Here is a 19,454-nt window from a genome sequence, read left to right as displayed (position 1 = left end):
ACACTGCCTGTACTGCAAGCATCCTTTGCTACACACTGTAACAAACCGTTACGGGATTGTACGGCAATTCATTGAAACTGCAATGTGGGCCACTCGCCCATTTCGTTCAATTTTACAAATATTTTATAGTTGCGACACAAACTCGTGCACCGGCATCACCTCAAGCCGCCCCAGACTAGCACAACTGTCCATAATGGCGTCGCATTGTTGGGCAGGAAAGCGTGTCTGAAGATTGGCCCGGAATTTCTCTACCAGCAGAGGCATACCTTCCTTGCGCCGGCGTCGGTGCCCTATCGGGTATTCCACGGCAACCTTGTCGGTACTGGAGCCATCCTTGAAGAAAACCTGTATCGCATTGGCGATTGATCGTTTATCGGCCTCGAGGTATTCGCGGGTATATCGTTCATCCTCGATGACCTGCATTTTTTCTCTCAGGCGGTCGATTTCTGGATGGGCCTGGTGAAAGCTGTCTTCGTAATGCTCAGCTGTCAGGCTGCCAAAGATCAGTGGCACCGCCGTCATGTACTGCAGGCAGTGATCCCGGTCTGCGGGGTTGGCGAGCTTGCCCTGCTTGGAAATGATGCGAATAGCCGACTCGTGGGTAGTGATCTCTACGCGATCAATGTCGTCCAGTCGGCCCCTCACTTGCGGGTGCAGTGATACCGCTGCCTCGGCGGCGGTCTGGGCATGAAACTCTGCCGGGAAAGAGATCTTGAACAGGATGTTTTCCATCACGTAGGAGCCGAAAGACTGTGGTAATGCGAAGCTACGTGATGATTCGGGTTTCAGGGCCTGATCTCGATTGGTCTTGCTGAAGAGGACGTCGTAGAAGCCCCATTGTGGCGCCGTCAGCACCCCGGGAATGCCCATCTCCCCTCGCATGGCAATATCTGCCAGGCGAACACCCCGGGAGCTGGCATCGCCGGCCGCCCAGGATTTGCGGGAACCCGCGTTGGGCGCGTGGCGATAGGTGCGCAGGGCCTGGCCATCGACCCAGGCATGAGACAGCGCGGAGAGCATCTGTTCCCGGTTGGCGCCCATCAGTTTGGCACTGACGGCGGTAGACGCCACCTTCACCAACACAACATGATCCAGCCCGACCCGGTTAAACGAGTTCTCAAGGGCAAGTACACCCTGAATTTCATGGGCCAGAATCATGGCCTCAAGAACGGCCTTCATGGCCAGTGGCGCCTGGCCATTGGCAACGCGCTTCTGCGAGAGGTGATCGGCAACTGCAAGAATGGCGCCGAGATTATCGGAGGGGTGGCCCCATTCGGCCGCCAGCCAGGTATCGTTGTAATCCAGCCAGCGGACGATACAGCCAATGTCCCAGGCGGCTTTCACCGGGTCCAGGCGGTATGGAGTGCCAGGCACCCGGGCGCCGTGGGGAACGTTCGTGCCTTCCACCAGCGGGCCCAGGTGTTTGGTGCATTCCGGAAAACGCAACGCCAGCAAGCCGCAGCCCAGGGTGTCCATCAGGCAATAACGGGCCGTTTCCCAGGCTTCTTCGCTTTCTATGCGGTAATCAAGGGCATAGTCGGCGATTTGTTGCAGTACGTCGTCGTAGTCCGGGCGTTCGTTGAGATCGTAAGTGGCAGACATATTACGGCCCTCCTGTCCCAACTATAGGAGCCATCAGAAGCTGTCGCCAGGTACCCTCACCCAACCTTCCATGATAATCCGCGCACTGCGGCTCATGATCGCCTTGGTGGCAGTCCACTGACCATTTACTTCCTTCGCTTCCGCCCCCACCCGAAGGGTTCCGGACGGATGCCCGAAAGTCACATGGGTACGGTCTCCGCCGCCAGCTGCCAGATTAACTAGCGTGCCGGGAATTGCAGAGGCCGTTGCAATAGCCACCGCAGCCGTACCCATCATGGCGTGGTGCAGCTTGCCCATGGACAGCGCCCGAACCAGTACATCGATATCGGCGGCATTGATCTGTTTACCGCTGGAAGACACGTAATCCGAAGGTTTGGCCACAAACGCCACTTTCGGAGTGTGCTGGCGACTGGCAGCTTCCGCGATATCCGAGATCAGCCCCATTTTCACCGCGCCATGGGCGCGAATGGTTTCGAACATGGCCAGGGCCTTGGGGTCGCTGTTGATGTCGTTCTGCAGCTCGGTGCCCTTGTAGCCAATGTCTTCGGCATTGATGAAAATGGTCGGGATACCGGCATTGATCATGGTGGCATTCAGGGTGCCGACACCCGGCACTTCCAGCTCATCCACCAGATTACCCGTGGGGAACATGGCCCCTTCGCCATCGGCCGGGTCCATAAACTCGATCTGCACTTCCGCCGCCGGGAAGGTTACGCCATCCAGTTCAAAGTCACCGGTCTCCTGCACTTCACCGTTGGTGATGGGCACGTGGGCCACGATGGTTTTGCGGATGTTGGCCTGCCAGATACGAACGGTACAGATGCCGTTTTCGGGAATACGCTCTTTGGCGACAAAGCCGCCGTTAATGGCGAATGCGCCTACGGCGGCGGTGAGATTGCCGCAGTTACCACTCCAGTCGACAAAGGGTTTATCGATGGACACCTGGCCAAACAGATAATCGACGTCGTGGTCCGGTTGCGTGGGCGCTGCCAGGATTACCGATTTACTGGTGCTGGAGGTGGCATTACCCAGGCCGTCGATCTGCTTTTCGTAGGGATCGGGGCTACCAATTACACGTAGCAAAAGCTTGTCTCGCGCTTCACCGGGTACCTGGCAGGCTTCGGGCAGATCCTGCAGGCGGAAGAATACGCCTTTACTGGTACCGCCACGCATGTAGGTGGCAGGAATACGAACTTGGGGAGCAAAACTCATTGAGCGAGCCTCACTTGAATGAATGTTTCAGGCGGGAGCCAGAAACAACTCCCGCCTGACCTTGCCATGGCGATCAGGCTGCGCTTTCAGACGCCAGGAAATCCTGGGCAAAGCGCTGCAGTACGCCACCGGCAGAGTACACGGTGACTTCTTCCGCGGTATCCAGACGACAGATCACCGGCACCCGGTCCACTTCACCACTCTTGCGGTGAATGACCAGTTCCAGCTTGGCGCCGGGGGCGGGCTTGCCTTCCACGTCGTAGGTCTCGGTACCATCCAGCTGAAGCGTGTGGCGCGTGGTGCCTTCTTCGAACTGCAGCGGCATCACACCCATACCGATCAGGTTGGTGCGGTGAATCCGCTCGAAGCCTTCGGCGACGATGGTCTCTACACCTGCAAGGGCAACACCCTTGGCCGCCCAGTCACGGGAAGAACCCTGCCCGTAGTCTGCACCGGCAATGATGATCAGCGGCTGCTTGCGTTCCATGTAGGTTTCAATGGCTTCCCACATGCGCATGGTCTTGCCTTCCGGCTCCACACGGGCCAGGGAACCCTGCACCACTTCCCCGTTTTCGTCCCGGACCATTTCGTTGAACAGTTTCGGGTTGGCCAGGGTCGCTCGCTGGGCAGTCAGGTGGTCACCCCGGTGGGTGGCGTAGGAGTTGAAGTCTTCCTCCGGCAGCCCCATTTTGTGCAGGTACTCACCGGCAGCCGAGTCCATCATGATGGCGTTGGATGGTGACAGGTGGTCTGTGGTGATGTTGTCCGGCAGGATCGCCAGCGGGCGCATGCCCTTGAGCGCGCGCTCGGCGGCCATGGTACCTTCCCAGTATGGCGGCCGACGAATGTAGGTGGACTGCGGGCGCCACTCGTACAGCGGGCTCTTGGCCTGCTCGGCTTCATCCAGGTTGAACATCGGGATGTACACCTGCTTGAACTGCTCCGGCTTCACGTATTCGCCGACAATGCGGTCGATTTCTTCATCAGACGGCCACAGGTCTTTCAGCGTGACTGGGTTGCCATCCTTGTCGTAGCCCAGGGCGTCCTGTTCGATATCGAACCGAACGGTACCGGCGATGGCGTAGGCGACAACCAGCGGAGGTGACGCCAGGAAGGCCTGTTTCGCGTACGGATGAATCCGGCCATCGAAGTTCCGGTTACCGGAGAGAACCGCGGTGGAATAAAGATCCCGGTCGATGATCTCCTGCTGGATTTTCGGGTCCAGAGCGCCAGACATGCCGTTACAGGTGGTGCAGGCATAGGCCACGATACCGAAACCCAGTTTCTCCAGTTCTGGTAACAAACCAGCTTCTTCCAGGTACAGGCGGGCCACTTTGGATCCCGGTGCGAAGGAGGATTTCACCCACGGCTTGCGCACCAGCCCCAGCTCGTTGGCTTTCTTGGCCAGCAGGCCAGCCGCCACCACGTTGCGGGGGTTGGAGGTGTTGGTGCAGGAGGTAATGGCAGCGATGATGACCGCGCCATCCGGCATCAGGCCCTTCTTCTCTTCTTCCAGTGCCTTATCCAGATTCACGGCAATGCCGCGATCGTGCAGATCAGACGTGGCGACACGGCGGTGCGGGTTGGACGGGCCGGCCACGTTACGGACCACGGTAGACAGATCAAACTCCAGCACGCGCTCGTACTGAGCCCCGGTCATCTCGCTGGCCCACAGGCCGGTTTCTTTGGCGTACTTCTCAACCAGGTCTACCTGCTCTGGCTCACGGCCGGTCAGCTTCAGGTAGTCAACGGTCTGCTCGTCGATGTAGAACATCGCGGCCGTAGCGCCGTATTCCGGCGTCATGTTGGAAATGGTGGCGCGGTCGCCAATAGTCAGACTGGACGCTCCTTCGCCGAAGAATTCCAGGTAGGCGCCGACCACGCGCTCCTTACGCAGGAACTCGGTAATCGCCAGAACAATATCGGTGGCCGTAATGCCTGGCTGGCGCTTGCCAGTCAGCTTCACACCCACGATATCAGGCAGACGCATCATGGACGGACGCCCCAGCATCACAGTTTCCGCTTCCAGACCGCCCACGCCTACGGCGATAACACCCAACGCATCAATGTGAGGCGTATGGCTGTCGGTGCCCACGCAGGTATCCGGGAAGGCAATCGGGTGACCGTCTTCGTCCGGGCGATTCTGAATCACCGGCGACATCTTCTCCAGATTGATCTGGTGCATGATGCCGTTACCGGCCGGAATCACGTCCACATTCTTGAATGCGGTGCGGGTCCAGTTGATGAAGTGAAAACGATCTTCGTTACGGCGGTCTTCGATGGCGCGGTTCTTCTCGAAGGCATCCGGGTCAAAACCCGGGGCTTCAACGGCCAGGGAATGGTCAACAATCAGCTGGGTCTGAACCACCGGGTTGACCTTGGCGGGATCACCGCCCTTCTCGGCGATGGCATCACGCAGGCCGGCCAGGTCCACCAGGGCGGTCTGGCCCAGGATGTCATGACACACCACCCGCGCCGGGTACCAGGGGAAATCCAGGTCGCGGCGACGCTCAATCAGCTGCTTGAGGGAATCCGTCAGAGACTCCGCATCGCAACGGCGCACCAGCTGCTCCGCCAGAATCTTGGAGGTATAAGGCAGCTTGGCATAGGCGCCCGGCTGGATGTCTTCTACCGCCTGGCGCGTATCGTAGTATTTCAGTTCCGTGCCCGGCAGGGCTTTACGGTATTGGGTATTCATAGTCTCTCTCAGCTCCGCTTGTCGATGGGCAACCAGTCCTGGTGTTCAGGGCCTGTGTACTCAGCGCTCGGGCGGATAATTCGGTTGTTGGCCCGTTGCTCTTTCACGTGGGCGGTCCAGCCGGATACCCGGGACATCACGAAGATGGGCGTGAACAACTCGGTCGGAATGCCCATGAAGTGATAGGCCGAGGCGTGGAAGAAGTCGGCGTTACAGAACAGCTTCTTCTCGCGCCACATGACTTCTTCACAGCGAACGGAAACCGGGTACAGCACGGTATCGCCCACTTCCTTGGCCAGCTTTTCAGACCACTTTTTGATAATGGCATTGCGCGGGTCGGATTCGCTGTAGATGGCGTGTCCGAAGCCCATGATTTTTTCTTTGCGTTCCAGCATGCCCATCAGGCCGGCTTCGGCCTCTTCCGGGGTCTTGAACTTCTGAATCAGTTCCATCGCCGCTTCGTTGGCGCCGCCGTGCAGCGGGCCGCGCAGGGAGCCGATAGCACCGGTCACGCAGCTGTGGATGTCAGACAACGTGGAGGCGCATACACGTGCCGTGAAGGTGGAGGCGTTGAACTCGTGCTCCGCGTACAGAATCAGGGAGACGTTCATCACCCGCTCATGCAGCTCGCTGGGCTTCTTGCCATGCAGGAGCTCCAGGAACACGCCACCAATGGAATCGCATTCGGTATTGGCGGTATCAATGCGAATGCCTTCGTGGGCAAAGCGGTACCAGTAGGTGATGATGGCCGGGAACACCGCCAGCATGCGGTCGATCTTGTCGTCCTGCTCGCTGAAATCCTGTTCGGTTTCCAGGTTACCGAGCATGGAGCAACCGGTACGCATCACATCCATCGGATGCGCGTCCTTGGGGATCTGCTCCAGCACCAGCTTCAGCGCTTCCGGCAGGTTACGTAGGCTCTTGAGCTTGGTTTTGTAGGCATCCAGCTCGGCCTGGTTCGGCAGTTTGCCTCGCAGCAGAAGGTAAGCCACTTCTTCGAACTGGGCGTTATCCGCCAGATCGGTAATATCGTATCCGCGGTAGGTCAGGCCGGTACCGGTTTTGCCAACGGTGCACAGGGCGGTTTCACCAGCTACCTGGCCACGCAGGCCAGCGCCACCGAGTTTCTTTGCTTCAGCCATGTTGGTCTCCCAGATTTTCTGTTTATATTTTGTTCAGTTTAACGCAATCAGTCTTTTTTCTGAGCGAACAGCTGATCCAGCTTCTGCTCGAAATCGTGGTAGTTGAGAAAATCGTACAGCTCCATACGGGTCTGCATCAGGTCAACAACGTCTTTCTGGTCACCTTTTTCCAGAATGTTCTGGTATACCGTCAACGCTGCCTTGTTCATGGCACGGAAGGCGCTCAGCGGGTACAGGACCATCGCCGCGCCGGCATCCGCCAGTTCTTTCCGGTTGTACAGCGGCGTGGCGCCAAATTCAGTGATGTTGGCCAGAATCGGTGCGTCGATCGCCTCGGCGAATGCCTTGTAATCACTCAGTTCGTGCACGGCTTCCGCAAAAATGCCATCGGCACCGGCTTCGATACAGGCCTTGGCACGATCGATGGCCGCGTCCAGACCTTCTTTCTGGAACGCATCGGTACGGGCCATGATGAAGAAGTCTTTGTCTTCACGAGCGTCAGCTGCGGCTTTAATGCGGTCTACCATTTCCTCTTTGGAAACGATTTCCTTGTTCGGGCGGTGGCCGCAGCGCTTCTGGGCGACCTGGTCTTCAATGTGCACGGCAGCGGCGCCGGCACGCTCCATCTCCCGAATGGTACGGGCAATGTTAAACGCCCCGCCCCAGCCAGTATCGATATCGACCAGCAGCGGAACATCAACCGCGGCGGTAATCCGGCGCACGTCTTCCACCACGTCATTCATGGTGGTCATGCCCAGATCCGGCAAACCATAGGAGGCGTTCGCTACACCACCACCAGACAGATAAATGGCCTGGTGCCCTACCCGCTCGGCCATCATGGCCGCGTAGGCGTTGATGGTACCAACAATCTGCAGTGGCTGGTTTTCTTTCAGGGCTTTACGAAAACGGGCGCCCGGGGAGAGTTTGTTAGCCATGGGTTTTTCCTCTCTTATCAGATGGTGAGAACGCCTTCTTCGATTTTCTTCTCGATGTTCTGGCGTGCGGCATTAATGTGTCGTTTCATCAGGAATTCGGCGAGTTCGCCATCGCGCTGGGCGATAGCCTCGACGATACGGCGGTGTTCACCCAGCGCCAGATGGGGGCGCCCGGCCGAGGTGCTTAACCGGTAACGGTACATCCGCACCATGTAGTAAAGATCACCCAGAAGCATCTGGGCCAGCTTGGTATTGCGACTGCCGGTGGCAATCCGGTGGTGGAAATCGTAGTCACCCTCGGCCTGGTAGTAGGCCTGGCCCTGAGCTTCCTCAATCATTTTTTCATGACCATCGAGCGTGGCCAGGAGATCACGGATTTCTTCATCGGGCATGCGTTCGGCCGCCTGACGGGCTGCCAGCCCCTCCATGACTTCGCGAATTCGGTACAACTCAAGAAGCTCTGCGGCACTAACGGACACCACCTTCACACCAGCGTGAGGGCGCCTGACCAGTAATCCACGGGATTCAAGGCGGCCCAACGCTTCACGCAGCGGGCCTCGGGTAAGGTTAAAGCGGGAACAGAGCTCGACTTCGCCGATCTTTTCGCCCGGCGCCAGATCGCCCTTCACAATCGCCGTTTGCAGACAATCAAAGGCCTCATCGGCGCGGGTTTGGGTTTGCAGCTGTGCCTGAATCATGCTTTGTTAACAATCCAGAGGTTATTTAGCGTGAAACTACGCCTGCATTCCCTGATTGTCAACAATTGTGAGTTAGGCTTAAGTATGATTGTTTACAGATCCTGCAAACCTTGCGCGTGCAGCACGAGATTGCGAACGCGTTGCCCCCAGAATGAGTCCGAAGGCGCACTCCAGGCTCGCCGATGCAGGGCTGTCAGTGCCTGCGGGTCTTCCAGCAAAAGCGAAAGCCGGCCCTTTTCGATTCCCCGGTAGCCTCGGCTGACGCAGGCATCGAGCTCTCCCTCAATGACTTCTTTCTTCAGGCCCTTGGCGCCACGCCCGGCAAGGTGACGGTGCAGCCGATTGACCGCAGGGATCAGTACCGCCTGCTCAACCGGCGTGAGAGCAACCTCACTCTCTGCTTCCTCTCGAAAACCCCTTGCATCATCAAGCAACGGCATACGGGTTCGCTCCTCAGGTGTTAACAATAAGCCCCTGCGACTCAGGGACTCACCGCTGCTTGACCGGCTCAGCCAAACCGTTGTTGGCGCTGCCAGTGCCAGAGGGACAGACACGGGTAATGACCATAAAAAGAACATCGGGTCCAGGGTCCAGGCAAAGGCCGACCAGGCGCTACCGATGATAAGTCCGGGCAGATGTCGCATAGCAGCCTCCCGCCAACCAGTCTCCTCGGTACGATTCTGGCCTGCCCAACTCAGCCGAACGTTTAACAGGGCCGAAACGACGGAATGACTGTGGGCAAGCATCCGGATGGGGGCAAGCAACACTGAGACGACGATTTCGAGCAACACGCTGGACAACAACCTGAAAAAGCCGCCAAATCCACTCAGAGCCCGATGGACGACGACGTCAACAATGGCCAGAAACTTCGGCAAAAACAATAGCGCCATGGTGCTGACGACCAGGGTGATGGCCCATGTCGGCCGCCATTCTGGCCATAAAGGAAAGGGGCTCTCACGCCCGTCTGGAAAATAATCGATAGGCGCGATGGTCAGTTGCACAGCAGCAATCGTTGTCAGGACCAAGAACAACAACCACAACGGTGACGACGCGTACGCCATGATGCCATTCAAAAAAGCAAAACGATGTGCCAGGCGCAATCGAGGCGAGAATAGCATCAGCGCTGCGTGCTGCAGATTCCCTTTCGACCAGCGCTGATCTCGGGCAAGTTCGTCATCAAGCGTGGGCGGAGATTCTTCATAACTGGCCCCCAAAGCCGGTTCCAGCCAGACTTCATACCCTGCTCTCCCCAGAAACGCCGCCTCTACGAAATCATGGCTCATGATCGGCCCTTGCCAGATACCAGCGCCTTTGAGCTTTGGCAAACCACAATGCGCCATAAATGGAGCAACGCGTATCACAGCGTTGTGGCCCCAGAATGCAGCATCCCCCATCTGGATGGCAGCCAGGCCTGTGGCGAAAAGCGGCGAGTAAAGCCGATTGGCAAACTGTTGGATACGAGCAAACGCAGAGCGAGCGTTAATAATGGTAGGTGCAGTCTGAAGGATACCAACTTGCGGTTCCCGATTCATCACCTGCACCATGGTCCGAATAGTGTCACCTGCGAGGAGGCTATCGGCATCCAGAACGACCATATACTGATACTGACTTCCCCAGCGCCTCAAGAAATCAGCCACGTTGCCGCTTTTGTAGTTGAGATTAACCCGACGCCGGCGATAGAAGAGCCGACCGTGAGCGCCGAGCTCTTCCACCAGTTTCAACCAGACCTGCTGCTCTTGCAGCCAGACATCAGGATCCTGACTGTCTGAGAGAATATAAAAATCAAAATCATCCAGGCGGCCTGATCGCGCCAGATCGAGGTAAATGGCTTTGAGCCCCTTCAGCGTCCAGCTTACCGGCTCGTGATACAAAGGCATGACAATTGCGGTTTTCGATAGCGGCGTTGCCGCCAGCTCATTCGGCGTATGGCGCTTCAGTAACGATACCCGATCTCCGCCCAGCAAACGCAGCAGGAAGCCGTATACTGCGATCCAGAAGCCAAAGGCAATCCAGAGGTAAAGTACCGCGAAAACAGCAACAATCAGCCACTCCACCACGTTGCCGCCGTGATAAGGCAGCACCTGGAGCAGAAACCAGGATGCCAGCCCCGTCTGGCCAGCCACAAACGCAGTCAGCACCAGGCGTCGGATCGTCGCCTGCAGGTGCCAGGGGCGGGACGCAGTCGCTGACTCAGTCATCGGTGAAATACCCGATACTGCTGCGGCGAATCGGCGGTGCTACCGGCGGAAGACTTGGCTCATCCAACTCGAAGTAGTCAGGAATGCGGGCCAAAAGGTCCTCAAACCGAACGCTGTGTTCGTTTCCGGCGACGCCGTCCGCGAGTAGGGCCAGTGCGCCATTGAACGTTTTACGGTCGTTACTGGCGCCACTCAATTCAAGGTACACCAACAGCTTTCCCAGCAACTGGTAAGAGGTTTGCGCGTCCATACGATCCTCCAGGATCAGGGTTCTGCCCGCAGGCCTGTCCCCGGCGGCAAAGAGTAGCTCCACGTCTCCGTGGCGACCTCATCATCCACCATCAGAAAACCCCGCAGCTGAAGTATCTGATCCTGCGCGGGCTTGGCCAGGATCGACAATCGCCAATGATTCTCCGGCTCTACCCACTCTACAAAGTGTTCAAGCACCTCAACACCCTCGCCCCCGGTCACTTTGCTGACTACGGGAGACTCCGCGTTGAGCTCCGACAAGGGACCGCCGGCAAAATCCACCAAGATCCGATAGGCACCGGCCTGATCACCGCCGCCTATACGATCCCCTGCGCCGACGAAGGTGTTTACCACTTTTCCGCCAGGATGTGGCGCCACGCCGGGACCGCCGAACTGAATCGAGTAGTTCAGATCCCGCGACGTGCCTGCGGACACTTCACCTCCCGGACTCCAGAAAGCGACTATGTTGTCATTGGTCTCGTCGTCGGTAGGAATCTCCACCAGAACCACATTTCCTTTCCCCCAGTCCCCATCGGCGCTCACCCAGGCGCTGGGCCTGCGCTCATAGCGAGCCTCCAGGTCTTGGTAGTGACGAAACTCCCGATCACGCTGAATCAGACCAAAGCCGCCGACACGACGGACACTATGGAAACTTGCGGCAAGTCGATCCGGGTTCATCAGCGGGCGCCATAGCCACTCGCCGGTAGCATCATCATGGATTAACAATCCGTCCGAATCGTGCACCTGGGGGCGCCACTCACCAAGCGGCCTGGGAGTATGTTCCCCGTAATAGAACATCGAAGTGAGTGGTGCGAGCCCCAGCAACTCGATGTCTTCCCGCATATACAGGCGGGCTTTCACATCTACCCGGGTCTGCTCCCCGGGGTACACCGTGAACTCATAGGCCCCGGTCAGGCTTGGACCATCCAACAATGCGTAGACACGAACATGATCGCTGTCGGGAGCGGGGCGCTCCAACCAGAACTCCGTGAAATCAGGAAACTCCTCACCGGTCGGCAAACCCGTGTCTACAGCGATACCCCGCGCAGACAGCCCGAAAGAGGTTTCCTTACTGACGCCGCGAAAATAGCTTGCGCCCGCGAACACCAGGAACTGATTGGCTACGTCGGGACCATCAAAAGGGAACGTCAACTTGAGCCCGGCGTACCCGAGATCGGCCGGCACCCGTTTTCTGAGCGCCTCGTCGTCGACATTGAACAGACTCTTATCGAACGACAGTGGATGGACGCCCTCGCTGTCCACTACGTGGATGCTTACTGGACGGGTGTAAAATTTACCAGCGGGAATGAGCATTACCTGGAAACGGGAATTCCCTTCTCGCCAGAGGCTTTTTGAAGGATCAAAGCGGATAGACTGGTATTCGTCGTAGCTCAGGCCTGCCATGAAGTCGGGAATTCCAGGGACCGGCTCGTACGCCGCACTCGCCTTCGATTTCGCTTTTTCCACAACATCCTGAAACTGGAACGCCTGGGCATAAAGGGGAGCAAACAAGAACAATCCCAGAACCACCAGACCTACTTTCCCTGCGTGCATCGTTTCCTTCCTCGGTTCACGGTTTGTCCATTCAATGTAGCACCGCGCCCGAGGGCTGCTACAAGTGACAAGTTCGTAAGCGAATCGAAATCAAATGAAACGACGTGAGCCAGAGCAGCTTCAGATCTGCAAGCTCATGGTAAAGCGGACATCCGGTTGATCAGGTACGGTTATGGCATCTGTGGTTGTGTTCAGCACCCGCCCCAGGCTGACATCGGCGCTGAACTGCCGCGCTGATAGCCCCCATGAGAGCTCTCCCGACGTAACATGCCCCGCCTGATGCTGCTGAAATGACTCATCGGGAATCCAGCCGCGCAGAACAGAAAGGCGGACACTGGACGACAGCCTGGGAAAGAACGGAATATCGAATTCCGGGCTACGGCTACCCAGGCGCAGCCACCCACCTTCGGCTACGCTAAGTGACTGGCCATTGAAACCCGCCACCAGTCCAGACCCGGCGACCCTCAGGTGCTGAGAACCCGGAATATCGGCAGACGCCAACTGGTATTCCCCGTCCAGTCCCCAGTGCCAGGCCAGTAACTCTCGGTCAAGCGATGCACTGAGAACCATGCGCCCAAACTGCTCTTCACGCCGCCCCTGTTCCGAATCGGTCACACGCTCTATCTCGGCCTCAATACCCGTGACCGCGCGCAGTCCGCTGCTCAGGTCAAAACCACCGTACAGATTGTGATGTCCGTTCGCCTCAAACCCCACAGTCGATAACTGGTAACTGGAACGATGCACTTCATCCGTTCTTCGGGTCCAGTACTGGTTTACGGAAGAGTATCCGGCACGGCCGAGGAACTGATAGCCGAACGTAGAGAACAGGGCCCGCCTGCCGGTGATAGTCAGATCCCGGGTGCGCCCTTCTTTCTGAAAACGGGAACCGTCTGCCCTGGACACCTCTTCATATGCGGTATTCCGGAGTTCAATATCCAGATGGTTACGCCCTACCGGAAGGCCATAACTGAAGCCGAGTACTCGGCGCTCATTGCCCACCCGATAGGTCTTGGCGTCACTGTAGCGGACGCCGGCACGATGATTCGCCCAGAAAAGACCATTCAGGCCCACGTTCAGCGCCCCATCCCGATGATCGGTGTCCCGGTTGGTGCGCCCGGAAAACTTCATCTTGGAGCGCAGCCAGTGTTCACGGGTCAGCTTCAGACTGTTCTCGGGAAGCAACGCCTGCCGGCTGGTTTCCGGGGTATCACCATCGAGCGCCGTCTCTGAACCGTAGGCTGGCAGACACCAGCTCGCTGTCGCGCACAAAAACAGTGCAGACAATGAGAAGTGACGAACAGGCAGTTTGAAGATCAATGGCGGCACTCTGGAAAACCCGAAGCAATGTCAATTTCATGTAAACCCATTAATTCGGTGCAACTTTAAAAGATAGGCCGCTCTCAGGCCACCATTATCATCATAAATTTACAAATTTAATGTTACGTAAAATCATGTAGTTAAAAGCGGGAGTGAAACAATTTTCTAGGCATTTCAGTCACCCCGGACAGATCGGAACCAGTCGACAGAATTACCAGAAATCAACACTCGGAAATGAAACCCTCCAACTCGGCATACAACTTGGTTACACTTGGCACGCTTTGTGGGTAAACAAAGCGGTAAACCACCTGATTAAGGACGAACAATCATGATCAAAAAGTGCCTCTTCCCGGTTGCCGGATACGGCACCCGTTTCCTTCCGGCCACCAAGGCCATGCCCAAGGAAATTCTGCCGATCGTTAACAAGCCACTGGTGCAGTACGGGGTGGAGGAAGCCGCAGATGCCGGCATTCATGAATTCGGCTTTGTCACCGGCCGCGGCAAACGCGCCATCGAAGATCATTTTGATATCAGTTACGAGCTCGAGCACCAGATTGCCGGTACCGGCAAGGAAGGCCTGCTTACCTCTATCCGGGATCTGATCAACAACAACTCTTTTGCCTTCACCCGTCAGAATGAAATGAAGGGACTGGGCCACGCCATCCTGACTGGCCGCAACCTGGTGGGCGACAACCCGTTCGCGGTTGTGCTCGCGGATGACTTCTGCGTGGGCCCGGAAGATGGTGACGGCGTTCTGACCCAGATGGTCAAACTGTATAACCAGTTCCGCTGCTCCATTGTGGCCATCGAAGAAGTACCGGAAGACGAAACCCACAAGTACGGTGTGATTGCGGGTGAATCCATGAAGGATGGCCTTTACCGTATTACCGACATGGTGGAGAAACCGGCACCGGAAGACGCGCCCAGCAACCTGGCGATTATCGGGCGCTACATTCTGACCCCGGACATTTTCGACATTATCGAGCGTACACCGCCGGGTAAGAATGGTGAGGTTCAGATTACCGATGCCCTGCTGGAGCAGGCGAAGAATGGTTGCGTGCTGGCCTACCAGTTCAAAGGTCAGCGTTTTGACTGCGGCAGCATTGACGGTTTCGTGGAGGCCACCAACTTCGTTTACGAAAACATCTACAAGAAGGGAAAATAGAGGCCACCCGGGGCCTTTAGCGCCCCAATAGCTGCAACACCATGCGCCGGTTATCTGCACTTGCCTTGCGGAACCGGCGCAACAGCTCGGTTTCGTCATCACTGAGCTGGATTCGATTGATCTCCTGCTCAAGCTCTTTCAGCGCCACTGACAGATCATCACTGTTGCTGAACGCCAGCCCCGGCAGTTCCAGTTGCCCATCCTCACCGTCATCGTCCATATCCAGCAGACGTTCCAGCGGTGTTTCGGTTTTCAGGCAAAAATCCAGCAATTCACTAACCCCGGGGTACCCTCTCTGGCGTGCGTCCGTCGCCTCCCAGCTGCGGACACGGGCCTCGTCCACGCCACACATTTCGGCCACATCCCCCAGGGACAACTGGCCCTGCTCCCGAATACGACGCAGACGACGGTTAAAAGATTGCAGGTACCGCATGGCTCCGTGCCCCTGAAAAGTTGGCCGAAAAAGTGAATCAAACCGGAAATGTATCGTACATATAGCTTTGGACACAATCTGCCTATACTGAAACGAACAACGAACGAGCAGGTACCACATGGCAAATGACGCACTGGACACCGATAACGCCTGGGATCTGGTACTCAGCGCGATCAACCGGAGCAATATCACCCTGCCCGTGCCCGGTTCTGATCAACCCGCGGTGAAGATCAACGGCAAAAGCTGGGAACTCGTTCAGCCGGCATCCGAACAGGCGAGAAACCTGTTGTCGTTGTTCCTGCCCCTGTGCCAGCCCGTCACCACTAACAGCCGGGTGATCGGCCAACTTGGCCAGAGCCTGGATGGACGGATCGCCACGGTCACCGGCTGCTCCCGGTTTATCAATGGTGACGACGGCATTACCCACCTGCACCGAATCCGCGCCCTGTGTGACGCCGTGGTGGTCGGCGCTGGAACGGCCAGCACCGACAATCCGCGCCTGACCGTGCGCCGAACCTCTGGCCGCAACCCGGTGCGCGTCGTGATCGACCGCCGGCAGCGGGTGCCTGCCAGCCACCACCTGTTCACCGACGGCGATGCGCCTACGCTGCATCTGATTGCCGGCGATTATCAGCCAGGCCCGAAAACGCTGGATCCGACCGGGGTTACAACAGTGCCTTGCCTGGGCTCCGCAGAAAACGAAGCCCCTGCTTCTCCCGAACGTATCCTGCAGGTGTTACAGGATTTTGGACTTCGCAAGATTTTTATCGAGGGCGGAGGCGTTACCGTCTCGTCCTTCCTGAAGGCGGGATTACTGGACCGCTTACACGTGATGGTTGCCCCCATGATCATCGGCAGCGGCCGGCCTGCGTTCTCCCTGCCGGAGATTGACCAGCTGGATGAGGCGCTTCGCCCAAAAGCCCAGTTGGTGAATCTTGGTAGCGATATGCTTTTTGATCTGGCATTCGACACCGCCAAACCCTGATTACCGGCGGAACAGCAGCGCCAGGGCACCCGGCAGACTCACCAGAAACACCGCCGCACCATAGCCAACACTCAGCGCCACGCCCTGCTCTGCCGGCAGCCCCACCAATGGCCACAGAATAGCCGCCACGCCCTCTCTGACGCCCCAACCAGACACCGTTACCGGCACCACCATGGCCAGTAACAGTAGCGGGCACAGGGCCACGACCAACAGCCAGGGTGTGCCGTCGGCAAACAAGTCCATGCCCGTGGCCATCAACATGAACACCGCCATATAGGTCAGGAAAACCAGAACCGAGGTACCAACCTGCACCAGGGCATTCCGCCAACCCAGAAAAGCCCGACGCACATCCCCGCGTAATCGTCGGACATAACGCCTGAACCGGGCCCCGAACCCCGTCATAGAGACCAGCAAAACCCCGAGTACGGCCAACGCGGGCAGAATCAGCCAATAGCCCAGCTTCAGGGATACGCCTGCGTCACCGAACTGGCTATTTAACTGCCCGGTCCACCAAAGCCCGGACACCGCAATCAGTACAACCGGTACCAGCACCAACTGGCCTGACAGGCGCTCCAGCACAACCGCATGGACAATCGCCAGTTGCTGCAAACGCTTCGCCGAACGGCTGTGGCGCCAGGCTCGATTTACGTCCCCCATCACGCCCCCGGGAAGCACCTGATTCAGGAACCCGGCCAGGTAATACTCCCGAAAGGCAAAGCCAAAACCCATGGCTACACCGAGCCGGTTCGCGGTATACCGCCAGCGCCAGGCCGACAGTGCGATCTGAATCAGCGAGACCACCAATACCGCAAGGACGATCGTTGGCGGAACCATCGCCAGCCTCTGGGCTAGCCTATCGATGTCGACGAATACAAAAACAATCCCCAGGAGCAGCAAGGTGACGCACCAGCGAAACACCCCTCGCCCAAAGCCGGGGACCGGCCTCTCCGAGTTCAGACCTGCTTCGGCCATGCCAGCAGATCCGTATGGCTCACGGTAATGGCGAGGGTGCCGGTATCCAGCTGTTGCCGACGGGTTTCAAGCCAAGAGTGGATATCATTCGCCTGTTCCGGCTGCTGTTCTGTGGCAGCCTCCGCCCAGCCCTCAAGCAGCATAGCGGCGAGGCCGGCCTGCTCACCCGTCAATACCCAGGGACTATCTGCCGTTTGGATGTCATAGCCCTTGCCGGACATGAAACGGCTCAAACAGGCCGTGGCGTCCGGGCCGAGCGCAGCGCCACTGCCCTTCTCCCGGTGTTGATGGGCATTGACCAGAGCGCGCAGTGTGTCATCGAAGGGATGAGCAGGTTCCAGAGCAAAAAAGCCGCTGTAAGTGATGACGACCAACAATGCCGCCTGACGTTTGGCCACCGCTGCAGACAAGGCGCTCAACCAGGGTTCGGAAACCAGGTCGATCAAGGCCGAAGACGTCACCAGGTCGGCGTCTGCGGGCAACGCCGTACTGAGGTTATCTTTCGTCAAGACCATTGTTTCCAGCACAGCCGGTGCATCCAGCTTTTCAACCCGCTGAAGGGCGATCCCGGCCAGGGTTTGGTCCGGCTCAACCAGAGTCCAACGCTGGGGTACCGGTAGTTTCGGGCTAAGGTAGACGGGATTGGAGCCCCGACCGGTACCGAGATCCACAAGGTGAAGGGGCGCCCCCGGTTTACTACCCGACGCCCGACAGTCATATCGTTCGGTAAGCCATTCGGCGAGTCGGGCCGTCAGCCCATCATCACGGGCCTGGTGATCGGCGGGCTCCCTTGCTTCCAGCCAATCCGCGGCAAATTGAACCGGATTACGCGGCCTGCCCTTTTCCAGCCCGGCAATGAAATCTTGCGCGGTTTCAGACCAGCGACGGATCTCGCACCGGGCCTGCATGACGCCGGCGACCAGTGCTTCAACGGCATCCGGTTCCGCAATCAGCCGGGTCAATCTGGTGGCCAGAGCCGCTACATTGCCCGCTTCATACAACTCAACCCCTGGTTTGGCGCCAGTCAAAGCCAGCGCGCCACCGTCGGAACTCAACACCGGCAGACCGGCTGCGAGGGCCTCATCGATGACCATGCCATAGCCCTCGTAAAGCGAGGGAAACACAAACAGATCGGCTTGCTGATAAGCCTTCAGCACATCTGCTTCTCCCAACTCGCCAGCAAACTCAACGCGGCTTTCCAGCCCGGATTCACGGACCAGGGCACGAACCCCCGAGGCATAATCCGTGGCTCGCCCGGCACTGCCAACCAGCCTCAAGCGCCAGTTCAGGTGTGTGAGTTGAGCAAGCGCCTGAATCAACTGATGCTGCGCTTTTCGTGGCGACAGATGACCGACACACAACAGGTGAATCGGCCTGGTGGCATCATGCCGGTTAATCCGGGGCGACTGCTGAAAAAAAGCGTCGTCGACAGAGGGCAAGGCAGTGGTCACCCGCGCCGGCGTCACCCCGAATGCCTGCAGCCGTTCCGCAGTGTAGTGACTGGTGGTAAAAACGGCGCCGACACAGGTCAATGCCGTCGATTCCGAGTGCTTGAACCAGGCTTGCTCCTGCTCACTCAGGCCGTTCTCATCCGCCAGCGGGTGATGCACCAGCGCCATCAGGTTCAACCGGCTCTGGTGTCGCTGTAAAACCTCAGGCAGGCCGCCCATCGCCAGGCCATCCAGCACGACCCGGGTTCCGTCCGGCAAGTCCGCAAGGAACCGATTCAGCGACTGCCGGGCAATATCATCCGGTTTGGGAAACGTCCCTTCCAGGCCGGTTAACTGTACCGGAATGCCCGCCTTGGACAACGCCGCAACCAGGCGCCGCACATAACGGTAACCACCGGTGTTCTGGCCGGGGTCTCCCGGCACCACGAACCAGAGTTCAGATGCCGGCATGGTAGCTGGCCCACGCGATGTGCGACTCGCTGAGGGTCACTTTCAAGCTGACCACGCCTTTACCGTCCTCACCCAGACGCCCGGCGTGAATGGCCGCCGCCATGCGGTCGAACACCACCTTGGCCATGAACTCTGTGGTGGTGTTTCGTCCCGCAAGCTGGGGAATATCATCCAGGTTCTTCATGTTGAATTCCGACAACACGTCCTTGAGCAACGCCGAAGCCTGCCCGATGTCGACAATCAGGTCGTTGTTGTCGAGTACGTGGCGCTCGAAAGTAACATCCACCACATAGGTTGCCCCGTGAACGCCCTGGGCAGGCCCGAAAATCTCACCGTTAAAGCTGTGGGCGATCATCATGTGATCACGAACGGTCAGGCTGAACATAGTCTCTC

16 protein-coding genes are annotated in these 19,454 nt (G+C 58.0%); 2 read left to right on the top strand and 14 right to left on the bottom strand.

The window, feature by feature from the left end; translation table 11 throughout:
- Positions 1-123 precede the first annotated feature (123 nt).
- From prpD to MARHY_RS07800, 10 genes are all read right to left on the bottom strand, one after another.
- Positions 124-1,602, bottom strand: a complete 1,479-nt coding sequence (prpD, locus tag MARHY_RS07845) for a 2-methylcitrate dehydratase (protein WP_041654663.1) — start codon at positions 1,600-1,602, stop codon at positions 124-126.
- Positions 1,603-1,635: 33 nt separating this feature from the next.
- Entirely contained in the window at positions 1,636-2,814 is a 1,179-nt protein-coding gene (gene prpF, locus MARHY_RS07840) for a 2-methylaconitate cis-trans isomerase PrpF (RefSeq protein ID WP_014421294.1), read from the bottom strand.
- A gap of 73 nt (positions 2,815-2,887) precedes the next feature.
- The gene (gene acnD / locus MARHY_RS07835; RefSeq protein ID WP_014421293.1) at positions 2,888-5,512 is read right to left on the bottom strand and encodes a Fe/S-dependent 2-methylisocitrate dehydratase AcnD; all 2,625 of its coding nucleotides are present in this window, start codon (positions 5,510-5,512) and stop codon (positions 2,888-2,890) included.
- 8 nt (positions 5,513-5,520) lie between these two features.
- The gene (gene prpC, locus MARHY_RS07830; RefSeq protein WP_014421292.1) at positions 5,521-6,654 is read right to left on the bottom strand and encodes a bifunctional 2-methylcitrate synthase/citrate synthase; all 1,134 of its coding nucleotides are present in this window, start codon (positions 6,652-6,654) and stop codon (positions 5,521-5,523) included.
- Positions 6,655-6,701: 47 nt separating this feature from the next.
- Positions 6,702-7,589 (bottom strand): methylisocitrate lyase, encoded by an 888-nt coding sequence (gene prpB / locus MARHY_RS07825; RefSeq protein WP_011785149.1) that lies wholly within the window; start codon positions 7,587-7,589, stop codon positions 6,702-6,704.
- 17 nt (positions 7,590-7,606) lie between these two features.
- Positions 7,607-8,287, bottom strand: coding sequence for a GntR family transcriptional regulator (locus MARHY_RS07820; RefSeq protein ID WP_014421291.1), 681 nt, complete (start codon positions 8,285-8,287; stop codon positions 7,607-7,609).
- A 92-nt stretch (positions 8,288-8,379) separates the two neighbouring features.
- The gene (gene mdoH, locus MARHY_RS07815; RefSeq protein WP_014421290.1) at positions 8,380-10,485 is read right to left on the bottom strand and encodes a glucans biosynthesis glucosyltransferase MdoH; all 2,106 of its coding nucleotides are present in this window, start codon (positions 10,483-10,485) and stop codon (positions 8,380-8,382) included.
- Complete coding sequence (locus tag MARHY_RS07810) at positions 10,478-10,735, bottom strand: hypothetical protein (protein ID WP_022991112.1); 258 nt, start codon at positions 10,733-10,735, stop codon at positions 10,478-10,480. The genes mdoH and MARHY_RS07810 overlap by 8 nt, the downstream gene beginning before the upstream one ends.
- Before the next feature lie 14 nt (positions 10,736-10,749).
- Positions 10,750-12,288: a glucan biosynthesis protein G gene (locus tag MARHY_RS07805; RefSeq protein WP_014421288.1), complete on the bottom strand. Its 1,539-nt coding sequence runs from the start codon at positions 12,286-12,288 to the stop codon at positions 10,750-10,752.
- Positions 12,289-12,408: 120 nt separating this feature from the next.
- On the bottom strand, positions 12,409-13,614 hold the full coding sequence (locus MARHY_RS07800; RefSeq protein WP_014421287.1) for a ShlB/FhaC/HecB family hemolysin secretion/activation protein: 1,206 nt from the start codon (positions 13,612-13,614) through the stop codon (positions 12,409-12,411).
- Between the two features lie 319 nt (positions 13,615-13,933).
- Here MARHY_RS07800 and galU point away from each other — a divergent pair, with 319 nt between their 5' ends.
- Positions 13,934-14,770 carry a UTP--glucose-1-phosphate uridylyltransferase GalU gene (galU, locus tag MARHY_RS07795; RefSeq protein WP_011785155.1) on the top strand — a complete coding sequence of 279 codons (837 nt, stop codon included), beginning with the start codon at positions 13,934-13,936 and terminating at the stop codon, positions 14,768-14,770.
- Between the two features lie 16 nt (positions 14,771-14,786).
- Here galU and MARHY_RS07790 read toward each other — a convergent pair whose 3' ends face one another.
- Entirely contained in the window at positions 14,787-15,203 is a 417-nt protein-coding gene (locus tag MARHY_RS07790) for a helix-turn-helix domain-containing protein (RefSeq protein WP_011785156.1), read from the bottom strand.
- A gap of 118 nt (positions 15,204-15,321) precedes the next feature.
- Here MARHY_RS07790 and MARHY_RS07785 point away from each other — a divergent pair, with 118 nt between their 5' ends.
- A complete protein-coding gene (locus MARHY_RS07785; RefSeq protein ID WP_011785157.1) occupies positions 15,322-16,188 on the top strand; it encodes a RibD family protein in 867 nt (288 codons plus the stop codon).
- Here MARHY_RS07785 and MARHY_RS07780 read toward each other — a convergent pair whose 3' ends face one another.
- Genes MARHY_RS07780 through MARHY_RS07770 form a run of 3 tightly spaced genes read right to left on the bottom strand, consistent with a single transcriptional unit; the run spans position 16,189 to position 19,446 of the window.
- Positions 16,189-17,160 carry a lysylphosphatidylglycerol synthase transmembrane domain-containing protein gene (locus MARHY_RS07780; RefSeq protein ID WP_226374427.1) on the bottom strand — a complete coding sequence of 324 codons (972 nt, stop codon included), beginning with the start codon at positions 17,158-17,160 and terminating at the stop codon, positions 16,189-16,191.
- The gene (locus MARHY_RS07775) at positions 17,142-19,061 is read right to left on the bottom strand and encodes a glycosyltransferase family 4 protein (protein WP_014421284.1); all 1,920 of its coding nucleotides are present in this window, start codon (positions 19,059-19,061) and stop codon (positions 17,142-17,144) included. Before MARHY_RS07775 ends, MARHY_RS07780 begins: the two co-directional genes overlap by 19 nt.
- Complete coding sequence (locus MARHY_RS07770) at positions 19,048-19,446, bottom strand: 6-pyruvoyl trahydropterin synthase family protein (RefSeq protein ID WP_011785160.1); 399 nt, start codon at positions 19,444-19,446, stop codon at positions 19,048-19,050. Before MARHY_RS07770 ends, MARHY_RS07775 begins: the two co-directional genes overlap by 14 nt.
- Positions 19,447-19,454 lie beyond the last annotated feature (8 nt).

It is taken from the genome of Marinobacter nauticus ATCC 49840, from assembly GCF_000284615.1.
Lineage (GTDB): Bacteria > Pseudomonadota > Gammaproteobacteria > Pseudomonadales > Oleiphilaceae > Marinobacter > Marinobacter nauticus.
The sequence above is the reverse complement of the archived record's forward strand: the minus strand, read 5'-3'. Positions and strand labels throughout refer to the sequence as shown.

What these genes read in the sequence shown, in the direction of transcription:
- prpD (WP_041654663.1), bottom strand. Translation starts at nt 1,602, where the DNA reads ATGTCTGCCACTTACGATCTCAACGAACGCCCGGACTACGACGACGTA.
- prpF (WP_014421294.1), bottom strand. Translation starts at nt 2,814, where the DNA reads ATGAGTTTTGCTCCCCAAGTTCGTATTCCTGCCACCTACATGCGTGGC.
- acnD (WP_014421293.1), bottom strand. Translation starts at nt 5,512, where the DNA reads ATGAATACCCAATACCGTAAAGCCCTGCCGGGCACGGAACTGAAATAC.
- prpC (WP_014421292.1), bottom strand. Translation starts at nt 6,654, where the DNA reads ATGGCTGAAGCAAAGAAACTCGGTGGCGCTGGCCTGCGTGGCCAGGTA.
- prpB (WP_011785149.1), bottom strand. Translation starts at nt 7,589, where the DNA reads ATGGCTAACAAACTCTCCCCGGGCGCCCGTTTTCGTAAAGCCCTGAAA.
- MARHY_RS07820 (WP_014421291.1), bottom strand. Translation starts at nt 8,287, where the DNA reads ATGATTCAGGCACAGCTGCAAACCCAAACCCGCGCCGATGAGGCCTTT.
- mdoH (WP_014421290.1), bottom strand. Translation starts at nt 10,485, where the DNA reads ATGACTGAGTCAGCGACTGCGTCCCGCCCCTGGCACCTGCAGGCGACG.
- MARHY_RS07810 (WP_022991112.1), bottom strand. Translation starts at nt 10,735, where the DNA reads ATGGACGCGCAAACCTCTTACCAGTTGCTGGGAAAGCTGTTGGTGTAC.
- MARHY_RS07805 (WP_014421288.1), bottom strand. Translation starts at nt 12,288, where the DNA reads ATGCACGCAGGGAAAGTAGGTCTGGTGGTTCTGGGATTGTTCTTGTTT.
- galU (WP_011785155.1), top strand. Translation starts at nt 13,934, where the DNA reads ATGATCAAAAAGTGCCTCTTCCCGGTTGCCGGATACGGCACCCGTTTC.
- MARHY_RS07790 (WP_011785156.1), bottom strand. Translation starts at nt 15,203, where the DNA reads ATGCGGTACCTGCAATCTTTTAACCGTCGTCTGCGTCGTATTCGGGAG.
- MARHY_RS07785 (WP_011785157.1), top strand. Translation starts at nt 15,322, where the DNA reads ATGGCAAATGACGCACTGGACACCGATAACGCCTGGGATCTGGTACTC.
- MARHY_RS07780 (WP_226374427.1), bottom strand. Translation starts at nt 17,160, where the DNA reads ATGGCCGAAGCAGGTCTGAACTCGGAGAGGCCGGTCCCCGGCTTTGGG.
- MARHY_RS07775 (WP_014421284.1), bottom strand. Translation starts at nt 19,061, where the DNA reads ATGCCGGCATCTGAACTCTGGTTCGTGGTGCCGGGAGACCCCGGCCAG.
- MARHY_RS07770 (WP_011785160.1), bottom strand. Translation starts at nt 19,446, where the DNA reads ATGTTCAGCCTGACCGTTCGTGATCACATGATGATCGCCCACAGCTTT.